At 71.6% G+C, this 9,485-nt stretch carries 6 protein-coding genes, 2 rRNA genes and 1 pseudogene (1 of these 9 only partly in view); 2 read left to right on the forward strand and 7 right to left on the reverse strand.

Annotated elements, in window-relative coordinates; translation table 11 throughout:
* Positions 1 to 24: 24 nt before the first annotated feature.
* The 4 genes from OG370_RS09455 to OG370_RS09470 form a co-directional block, all read right to left on the reverse strand.
* Complete coding sequence (locus OG370_RS09455) at positions 25 to 1,263, reverse strand: mannosyltransferase family protein (protein WP_328462523.1); 1,239 nt, start codon at positions 1,261 to 1,263, stop codon at positions 25 to 27.
* Positions 1,264 to 1,513: 250 nt separating this feature from the next.
* Positions 1,514 to 2,074, reverse strand: coding sequence for a hypothetical protein (locus tag OG370_RS09460; RefSeq protein WP_328462525.1), 561 nt, complete (start codon positions 2,072 to 2,074; stop codon positions 1,514 to 1,516).
* Positions 2,067 to 2,564: a SigE family RNA polymerase sigma factor gene (locus OG370_RS09465; RefSeq protein ID WP_328462527.1), complete on the reverse strand. Its 498-nt coding sequence runs from the start codon at positions 2,562 to 2,564 to the stop codon at positions 2,067 to 2,069. The genes OG370_RS09460 and OG370_RS09465 overlap by 8 nt, the downstream gene beginning before the upstream one ends.
* Before the next feature lie 195 nt (positions 2,565 to 2,759).
* Positions 2,760 to 3,782, reverse strand: coding sequence for an HAD-IIA family hydrolase (locus OG370_RS09470; protein WP_328462530.1), 1,023 nt, complete (start codon positions 3,780 to 3,782; stop codon positions 2,760 to 2,762).
* Positions 3,783 to 3,857: 75 nt separating this feature from the next.
* Between OG370_RS09470 and OG370_RS09475 the strand changes: the two genes are divergently transcribed.
* Complete coding sequence (locus OG370_RS09475; protein WP_328462532.1) at positions 3,858 to 5,192, forward strand: DUF1015 domain-containing protein; 1,335 nt, start codon at positions 3,858 to 3,860, stop codon at positions 5,190 to 5,192.
* A 495-nt stretch (positions 5,193 to 5,687) separates the two neighbouring features.
* On the opposite strand, the pseudogene OG370_RS09480 reads toward OG370_RS09475, so the two are convergent.
* Positions 5,688 to 6,372 (reverse strand): annotated as a pseudogene (locus OG370_RS09480) (hypothetical protein); the annotation flags it as partial.
* Between the two features lie 135 nt (positions 6,373 to 6,507).
* Between OG370_RS09480 and OG370_RS09485 the strand changes: the two are divergent.
* On the forward strand, positions 6,508 to 7,806 hold the full coding sequence (locus tag OG370_RS09485; protein ID WP_328462534.1) for a hypothetical protein: 1,299 nt from the start codon (positions 6,508 to 6,510) through the stop codon (positions 7,804 to 7,806).
* Between the two features lie 99 nt (positions 7,807 to 7,905).
* Here the strand turns inward: OG370_RS09485 and rrf are convergent.
* Both rrf and OG370_RS09495 read right to left on the reverse strand, forming a co-directional pair.
* A 5S ribosomal RNA gene (gene rrf, locus OG370_RS09490) occupies positions 7,906 to 8,022 on the reverse strand.
* A 129-nt stretch (positions 8,023 to 8,151) separates the two neighbouring features.
* Positions 8,152 to 9,485, reverse strand: a 23S ribosomal RNA gene (locus OG370_RS09495); it runs 1,791 nt beyond the window's last position.

The raw sequence follows: 9,485 nt of genomic DNA on the forward strand, positions 1-9,485 counted from the left end.
GCCCCGGGACGGGCCGGCGCCGCCTCACCCGGCCCAGCGGCCGGTGAAGAAGGCCAGCGCGACGACGGTGGCCAGCGGCCCGGCCACCGCGAAGTAGGCGGTGCGCAGCCGTGGCCGGACCGTGGTCGCCGCGCACAGCGACGTCCACAGCGGCCACCACAGCAGCGCCGCCCGCGGGATCGACATGTACCAGTACGACGTGCCCAGCGCCCACAGGCTCAGCGCGATGTACACCGCCTCGGCCCAGCGGTGCCGCCACAGCAGGTACACCAGCACGGCCACGCCGGCCAGCATCGCGAGCAGTTCGGCCTGGAACATCGCCGCGTAGCCGGTGCCCTGGGTGTGCCCGAACGCCGCGGTCCAGGTGTGGTGCCACGCGGTCCAGGGGCTGTGGAAGTCCCGGGCCCAGCCGCGCTCCTCCGCGTCCTTCCACGCCATCCAGTCGCCGGTGCGGCCCTTCAGGTAGGCGCTGTACAGCAGCGGCGGCAGCACGGGCAGCGCCAGCCAGGGCAGCGCACGCAGGTCGCGCGGGCGGCGCACCGCGGCCAGGAACTGGACGGCGAGCGCCGCCGCCAGGAAGAGCCCGCTCACCCGCACCGCGCAGGCCAGGCAGGTCAGCACCGCCGCCTGGCCCCAGGCCGCCCGGCGCGCCGCGAGCCACGCGGGCAGCGCCAGCGCCAGGAAAAGCGCCTCGGTGTAGCCGGCCGCGAGGAACACCGCACACGGCGACAGCAGGAACAGCTGTACGGTGCTCCGCCCCGCGTCGGCGCCCGGCAGGTCCCGCCCGGCTATTCGGCCGAGCGCCAGCACCGCGACCGCGCCCGCCACGAACGAGACGGTCAGCCCCGCGGCGGTCCAGTCCCGGATCACCGTGTGGACCGCGCGCAGCACCATCGGGAAGCCGGGGAAGAACGCGTCGCGGTTGTCCCAGCCCTGCTCGCCGGGGCCGGGCCCGCCCGCGGGGAAGTAGCCGTCCCGCGCGATGTGCAGGTAGTACGCCCAGTCCCACTGCTGCCACGGCGCGAGGACCGACATCGGGCGGCGGCTGTCCGCGTCGGCCGGGAAGATCCAGCGGGCGCAGTACTCGGTGACCCACAGCCCCGCCCGGGTCAGGACGTACAGCCACAGCACATCGCGGTCGGCGGGCGTCAGCCGGGCGGCGAACCGCCTCACCGGGGACGGGCGTCGGCGCCGCGCGCCGGAGGGTTCGCGGGGCACGGCCGGCGCCGCCTCGGTGGCCGGCGGGGCGGAGAAGAGCGTCATGAACGGACCTTCCGGGCTGCGTCAGGACGTACGGCACCGCGCCCTGGCGGGTGGGACGCGCGGGCGGGGGCGGTGCGGGATATCGGGATCAGGGTGCGAAGTCAGCGATCGGGTGCGGGTGTCGGGCGTAAGGCGGCCGGTGGCCGGCGCGCGGGGGGCAGGGCGTCCAGCTCAGGACCCTTGCCGTCCACGGCGCTTGCCGTCCGCCGTGCCTTGCCGTCCACGGGACGTGTCGTCAGGGCTCATGAGGTCAGGGCTGGTGGTCAGGGCCCTGCGTTCCGGGCTCCGTGGTCCGCGGATAGGTCGGCAGGCCACCGGCCGAGGTGGTGGACGCCGGAGGGCCGACGCCCGTCGGCGGGGTGGTGCCGGTAAGGCCGGACGGGTCAGGACTGCGGGTCGGGTCCTCCGCGGACGACGACGCGCTGCTGGTCGCGGTGCCGGATCTGCCGTCGCCACTGGGCGTGCCGCGGCTGCTGGTGACACCGCTGGGCGACACCGGATCGCCGCCGCGCGGCAGCGTCGCGACGAGCCCCGCGGCCGTACCGGCGAGCGCCACGCACGCGGCCGCCGCGGCCATCGCCGTCCGCCGTCTGCGGCGGGCCGCGCCGCGCGCCCGGACCTCGGCCGGGGGCGCGGACCGGGTCCTGGCCTGACCGCTCGCGGCGGCCGCCTTGAACAGGCCGCGCAGCGGATCGTCCCCGCCCCGCTCCCGGGACCGGCCGGGGCCGGCGGCGCCGAAGGCGGGACCGGGGAAGTCGCCCCCGTCGTCGAAGTCGCCGAAGCCGCCGTGCATGTCGTGGTGTTCAGGCACCGGGAGCCTCCTCGTTCCGCGGATCGTGCAGGAGGTGGGCGAGCGCCGAGCGACCGCGGACCAGGTGCGTCTTGACGGTGCTCACCGACACCCCGGTCTCGGCCGCTATCTGGTCGACGCTGAGATCGCAGACGTAGTGCAGGGTCAGCGTGCGGCGCTGCTTCGGCGGCAGCTCGCGCAACGCCTCCACCAGCACCACCGGTTCCGGGCCCGGACCTTCCGTGGGCACGGGCGGCCCGGTCCGGTGCCAGGCGTCGGCGGTACGCCGCCGGCCCCGCCACCGGCTCACCGCCAGCCGCCACGCGACCGTACGCACCCATGCCTCCGGGCGTGCGTCGGACCGCAGTTGGCGCCGCCGGCTCCAGCCCCGGACGAACGCCTCCTGCACGACGTCCTGCGCCTCTTGGTGATCGCCGAGCATCACGTACAACTGGCCGGTCAGCCGACCGACCGTCTGCGCGTAGAACTCCTCGAACTCCTCGACGGTCAACGATCGCTCCCGGTCTGCTCGGTCTCACCGGGCATACGCTCGTCGGGCCCGATCCGGTCTACACCGCGCACCACTTCGCGACGTGACCTGCGTCATACTCCGGATGCGCGGGGCTCCCCCACAGCTCCCGGTTCCCCGTTCCCCCGGCTCCCCCGGCCTCCGCTCCTCCCGTTCCCGTCCCGACCCTTCAACGGGCTACAACCCCAGGCGCGCGACCGCCTTCGCCGCGTCGAGCTCGCAACTCCCCTCGCCCGCACTGCTCCAGGCCGCCCCGCACAACGCGCGCAGCCCGTCGAGCGGCTCGCCCCCGCCCTCGACCGTGAGCGCGCCGCCCGACACCGACGCGGTCCAGCCGCCGCACACCGCGGCCCCCTCGCCGGAGACCTCTACTCCCGGCTGCGCCGCGAGCAGATCCCGCAGGTCGCGGCCGACATACGTGGGCCGGTGCTTCGGCGGGGCCGCGAGCAGCGCCGCCGGGTCGGTGATCCCGGTCAGCACCAGCAGCGAGTCGACACCGCCCGCGAACGCGCCCTCGATGTCCGTGTCCAGCCGGTCCCCGACCACCAACGGCCGCTTCGCGCCGGTCCGCAGCACCGTCTCCCGGTGCATCGGCGGCAGCGGCTTCCCCGCGGCCTGCGGGTCGCCGCCGGTCGCGAAGCGCACCGCCTCCACCGCGGCGCCGTTGCCCGGCGCGATGCCCCGCCCGCTCGGGATCGTCCGGTCGGTGTTCGACGCGAACCACGGCACCCCGCGGTTGACCGCGTACGCCATCTCCGCCAGCTGCGACCACCGCAGATCCGGTCCGTACCCCTGCACCGCCGCCACCGGGTCGTCGTCCGCGGAGTCCACCGGCACCAGCCCGCGCTCCCGCAGCGCGGTCATCAGGCCCTCGCCGCCCACCGCGAGCACCTTCGAACCCGCCGGCACCTGGTCCGCGATCAGCCGTGCCACCGCCTGCGCCGAGGTGATCACGTCGGCCGCGCCCGCCGGCACCCCCAGCCGCGTCAGGTGCTCCGCGACCGTATCCGGCGTGCGCGAGGCGTTGTTGGTGACATAGGCGAGGTGCATGCCGTGCTCACGCGCCGTGCCGAGCGACTCCACCGCGTGCGCGATCGCCTCCCCACCCGCGTAGACGACACCGTCGAGGTCGAGGAGCGCGGTGTCGTACGCGGTGTCCAGCGACTCTTCGCTGCCGTGCGGGCTGGTGCGGTACGTCATGGCGGGGCTCGCTCCTTCGAGTGCGGACTACCCGTCGATCATCCCCCATGCCCGGGGGCGTCGTAGCATGCGCGGATGAGTGAGACCGATCAGGACCACCCGCGGGGCCCTCACCTGGCGCCCTTCCGCGGGCTGCGCTTCGTACGGGAGCGCGTCGGCAGCCTCGCCGCCGTCACGTCGCCGCCGTACGACGTCGTGGTACGCCCCGACGGACAGCGCCACTTGGAGACCGCCGACCCGTACAACGTGGTCCGGCTGATCCTCCCGGACGCCGCCACCCCTGACGCCCGCCACCGCAAGGCCGCCCGCACCCTGGCGGCCTGGCTCGACCGGGGCGTCCTCGCCCCCGACCCGGTCCCCGCCCTCTACGTCTACGAGCAGCGCGACGGCGACCACCTCCAGCGCGGGGTGATCGGCGCCCTTCGGCTGAGCGGCCCCGAGGCGGGCGCCGTGCTGCCGCACGAGGACGTCATGCCGGGGCCGGTCGCCGACCGCGCCGCCCTGATGCGCGCGACCGCGGCCAACCTCGAACCCCTGCTGCTCGCCTACCGGGACGGCCCCGCCACCGCCCGCGTCGTCGAGCGCACCGCCACCGCCGCGGACCCCCTGCTCGCCACCACCACCGAGGACGGCGTACGGCACCGGCTGTGGGCGCTCACCGACCTCGCCGACCTCACCGCGATCGACGCCGAACTCGCCGACCGCCAGGCCCTCATCGCCGACGGGCACCACCGCTGGGCCACCTATCGCCGGCTCCAGACCGCCCACCCGCCCGGCACCGGCTGGGACTACGGCCTCGTGCTGCTCGTGGACACCACCCGCTACCCCCTGCGGGTACGCGCCATCCACCGCGTGCTGCCGGAACTCCCGCCCGCCGCCGCCCTCGCGGCCGCGCGCCACGTCTTCCGGGTACGGCGGCTGGCCGGCAGCGACCTGGCGGGGGCGCTGGAGGCGCTGGAAGAGGCGAGCGCGGAAGCGGAGGGGGCGCTTCCGGACGGGAACGCGGGTGGGGGCACGGGTACGGGTGCCGGCGGCAACGCCTTCGTGCTGGCGGGCGACGGCTCCTTCCACCTGCTGGACCGGCCCGACCCCGTGCTGCTGCGGGAGGCCGTGCCGGAGGACCGGCCGGAAGTGTGGCGGCGGCTGGACGCCACCGTCCTGCACAGCCTGCTGCTCGACCGCGTCTGGCAGGTGCCGGACTCCCCCGACCACATCCGCTACATCCACGACACCGAGGCGGCGGTCCGCCTCGCCGGGCAGCTCGGCGGCACCGCCGTGCTGATGCACCCGGTGCGCGAGCACATCGTGCTCGACCTGGCCCGCCAGGGTGTGATGATGCCCCGCAAGTCCACGTCCTTCGGGCCGAAGCCGGCGACCGGCCTGGTGATGCGGAGCGTCGAGCTGGGATGACCGGCCGGCGCCTTTCCGCCGCCTGCGAAACGGCGAGGGCGGCACCCGCGTGGTCGCGGATGCCGCCCTCAACTCACCGGATGGTGAAGGACGTTCAGTCGTCCTCGCGCTCCGGGTGCGCCGGGGCGCGGAACGGGGAGTCGAGGAAGGACGACGGCTCGGCCGATCCGGCGTCGCCGCCGGTCACCTGGTCCTCGTCGTCCGCCGGGTCCTTGACGTCCTCGGTGCTGTCCTCGGCGTCGTCCGTGTCCTCGGCGTCCTCGGTGTCCTCCGAGATGCCGGCCGCCTTGGCATCGGCCTTCACGTCGGACGAGGCATCCGCGTCGCCGCGGTCCTCGTCGTCCTCGTCGTCCGAGTCGGCGTCGTCGTCCTCGTCGTCGAAGTCGGCGGCGTCCACGTCGTCCGCGTCCTCGTCGTCGACCACGACCTCGTCGGTCAGGCCGTCGTCGATCACCTCGACCACGACGTCGGCGCCGGCGGGCGCGTCCGTCGCGGCGTCCGTGCCCGCGTCCGACGCGTGGCCGCTCTCGTCGTCGTCCTCGTCACCCTCGAAAGCGTCCACGAACGCGACACCGTCGAGCTGGGCGAGCCGGTCGGAGGCGTCGGTCGTCCCGTTGTGGTCGGCCTCCACCGCCTTCGCGAACCACTCACGGGCCTCGGTCTCCCGGCCGACCGCGAGCAGCGCGTCGGCGTAGGCGTAACGCAGCCGGGCCGTCCACGGGTGGATGGCGTTCGCCGCCAGCTCCGAGCTCTGGAGGGTGACCACCGCGGCCTCGGCCTGGCCGAGGTCCTGCCGGGCGCCGGCCGCGACCAGCCGCATCTCGACCTGCCCGGCCTTGTCCAGCTTGTGCACCTCGGGCGCACCCGCCATCTCCAGCGCGCGCTCGGGTCGCCCGAGCCCGCGCTCGCAGTCGGCCATCACCGGCCACAGGTCCACCGTGCCAGTCATCCGCCGGGTGGTGCGGAACTCCGCCAGCGCCTCCGAGTACCGCTCGGTCGCGTACGACGCGAAGCCGGCCGCCTCGCGGACCGCCGCGACGCGCGAGGCGAGCCGCAGCGCGACACGTGAGTACGCGTACGCCTGCTCCGGTTCCTCGTCGAGGAGCCGCGCGACCATCACCAGGTTGCGTGCCACGTCCTCCGCGAGGGTCTTCGGCAGGCTCATCAGCTCCTGCCGCACGCTCGGGTCGATCTCCTGACCGGTGACCTCGTCCGGGATCGGCAGCCGCCTCACCGGCTCGCGGTCGTCCCTGCGCTCGTCCCGGCCGCCGCGGCTCTCGAACCGGCCCCGGCCCTGCACCGCCGGACGCCGGCCATGGCCACGGTCGTCATCACGACGCGGACCACGCGGACGGTCGTCCCTGCGGTCATCACGCCGGTCGTCACGCGGGCGGTCGTCACGGCGGAAGCCGCCGCGGTCGTCATCACGACGCGGACCACGCGGACGGTCGTCCCTGCGGTCGTCACGAGGACGGTCATCACGCGGACGATCGTCACGACGGAAGCCGCCGCCGGGACGGTCGTCCCTGCGGTCATCACGGGGACGGTCGTATCGAGGACGGTCGTCACGGGGACGGTCGTCGCGCGGGCGGTCGTCCCTGCGGAAACCGCCACCGCCACCCGGGCGGTCATCGCGACGGAAGCCACCGCCACCACCACCCGGGCGGTCGTCACGACGGAAGCCACCGCGGTCGTCATCACGACGCGGACCACGCGGACGGTCGTCCCTGCGGTCGTCACGAGGACGGTCATCACGAGGACGGTCAAAGCGCGGCCGGTCCGAACGGTCGTCGCGACGGAAACCACCGCCACCACCACCCGGGCGGTCGTCGCGACGGAAGCCACCGCCACCACCACCCGGGCGGTCGTCACGACGGAAGCCGCCGCGGTCGTCATCACGACGCGGACCACGCGGACGGTCGTCCCTGCGGTCGTCACGAGGACGGTCATCACGGCGGAAGCCGCCACCACCGCCCGGACGGTCGTCGCGCGGGCGGTCGTATCGAGGACGGTCGTCACGGGGACGGTCGTCGCGCGGGCGGTCGTCCCTGCGGAAACCGCCACCGCCACCCGGGCGGTCATCGCGACGGAAGCCACCGCCACCACCACCGGGGCGGTCATCGCGACGGAAGCCGCCGCGGTCGTCATCACGACGCGGACCACGCGGACGGTCGTCCCTGCGGTCGTCACGAGGACGGTCATCACGAGGACGGTCAAAGCGCGGCCGGTCCGAACGGTCGTCACGGCGGAAACCACCGCCACCACCACCCGGGCGGTCGTCACGACGGAAGCCACCGCGGTCGTCATCACGACGCGGACCACGCGGACGGTCATCACGCGGGCGGTCGTCCCTGCGGAAACCGCCACCGCCACCCGGGCGGTCATCGCGACGGAAACCGCCGCCACCGCCCTGACGGTCGTCACGGGGACGGTCATAGCGCGGCCGGTCGGAACGGTCGTCGCGACGGTTGCCGGCGCCACCACGGTGGTCATCGCGGCGCGGGCCACCGGGACGGTCGTCACGCCGATCCTCGCGGCGGTGATCGCCGCGCTCGGGCCTGTCTTCGGGCGAGTTGGACATCGACGTGACTCCTGTCGGATCGTACTGCTGTAGTTCAAGTCTCCCGTAGCGGCCGGGAGGACGCGCTTCGAGCACAACAAAAAGGACCCCTGGTCCCAGCGCTCAGGCCAGGACCAAGGGTCCAGAAAGATTGTTCGGCGGTGTCCTACTCTCCCACAGGGTCCCCCCTGCAGTACCATCGGCGCTGAAAGGCTTAGCTTCCGGGTTCGGAATGTAACCGGGCGTTTCCCTAACGCTATGACCACCGAAACACTATCGGGTCATCCCGCATACACGGGATTTCGACAGAGTCCGAGCGAACAAGCACACTTTTCAGTTGAGTGTTCACCGGATGCGACTGTTCGCAACCCGGGAACCAAACAGTGGACGCGAGCACACATGGACAAGCCCTCGGCCTATTAGTACCGGTCAGCTCCACCCCTCACGAGGCTTCCACATCCGGCCTATCAACCCAGTCGTCTACTGGGAGCCTTACCCCATCAAGTGGGTGGGAGCCCTCATCTCGAAGCAGGCTTCCCGCTTAGATGCTTTCAGCGGTTATCCCTCCCGAACGTAGCCAACCAGCCATGCCCTTGGCAGGACAACTGGCACACCAGAGGTTCGTCCGTCCCGGTCCTCTCGTACTAGGGACAGCCCTTCTCAAGACTCCTACGCGCGCAGCGGATAGGGACCGAACTGTCTCACGACGTTCTAAACCCAGCTCGCGTACCGCTTTAATGGGCGAACAGCCCAACCCTTGGGACCGACTCCAGCCCCAGGATGCGACGAGCCGACATCGAGGTGCCAAACCATCCCGTCGATATGGACTCTTGGGGAAGATCAGCCTGTTATCCCCGGGGTACCTTTTATCCGTTGAGCGACGGCGCTTCCACAAGCCACCGCCGGATCACTAGTCCCTACTTTCGTACCTGCTCGACCCGTCAGTCTCACAGTCAAGCTCCCTTGTGCACTTACACTCAACACCTGATTGCCAACCAGGCTGAGGGAACCTTTGGGCGCCTCCGTTACCCTTTAGGAGGCAACCGCCCCAGTTAAACTACCCACCAGACACTGTCCCTGATCCGGATCACGGACCGAGGTTAGACATCCAGCACGACCAGAGTGGTATTTCAACGACGACTCCACCACGGCTGGCGCCGCGATATCAAAGTCTCCCACCTATCCTACACAAGCCGAACCGAACACCAATATCAAGCTATAGTAAAGGTCCCGGGGTCTTTCCGTCCTGCTGCGCGAAACGAGCATCTTTACTCGTAGTGCAATTTCACCGGGCCTATGGTTGAGACAGTCGAGAAGTCGTTACGCCATTCGTGCAGGTCGGAACTTACCCGACAAGGAATTTCGCTACCTTAGGATGGTTATAGTTACCACCGCCGTTTACTGGCGCTTAAGTTCTCAGCTTCGCCACACCGAAGTATGACTAACCGGTCCCCTTAACGTTCCAGCACCGGGCAGGCGTCAGTCCGTATACATCGCCTTACGGCTTCGCACGGACCTGTGTTTTTAGTAAACAGTCGCTTCTCGCTGGTCTCTGCGGCCACCCCCAGCTCAAGAGGTAAACTCCATCACCGGAAGTGGCCCCCCTTCTCCCGAAGTTACGGGGGCATTTTGCCGAGTTCCTTAACCATAGTTCACCCGAACGCCTCGGTATTCTCTACCTGACCACCTGAGTCGGTTTAGGGTACGGGCCGCCATGAAACTCGCTAGAGGCT

Origin of the sequence: Streptomyces sp. NBC_00448, assembly GCF_036014115.1 — a bacterium.
GTDB lineage: Bacteria > Actinomycetota > Actinomycetes > Streptomycetales > Streptomycetaceae > Actinacidiphila.

Bases quoted from the DNA above. Each gene is read 5' to 3' on its own strand.
- OG370_RS09470 (WP_328462530.1), bottom strand. From the start codon at position 3,782: ATGACGTACCGCACCAGCCCGCACGGCAGCGAAGAGTCGCTGGACACC.
- OG370_RS09475 (WP_328462532.1), top strand. From the start codon at position 3,858: ATGAGTGAGACCGATCAGGACCACCCGCGGGGCCCTCACCTGGCGCCC.
- OG370_RS09485 (WP_328462534.1), top strand. From the start codon at position 6,508: ATGGCCACGGTCGTCATCACGACGCGGACCACGCGGACGGTCGTCCCT.
- OG370_RS09455 (WP_328462523.1), bottom strand. From the start codon at position 1,263: ATGACGCTCTTCTCCGCCCCGCCGGCCACCGAGGCGGCGCCGGCCGTG.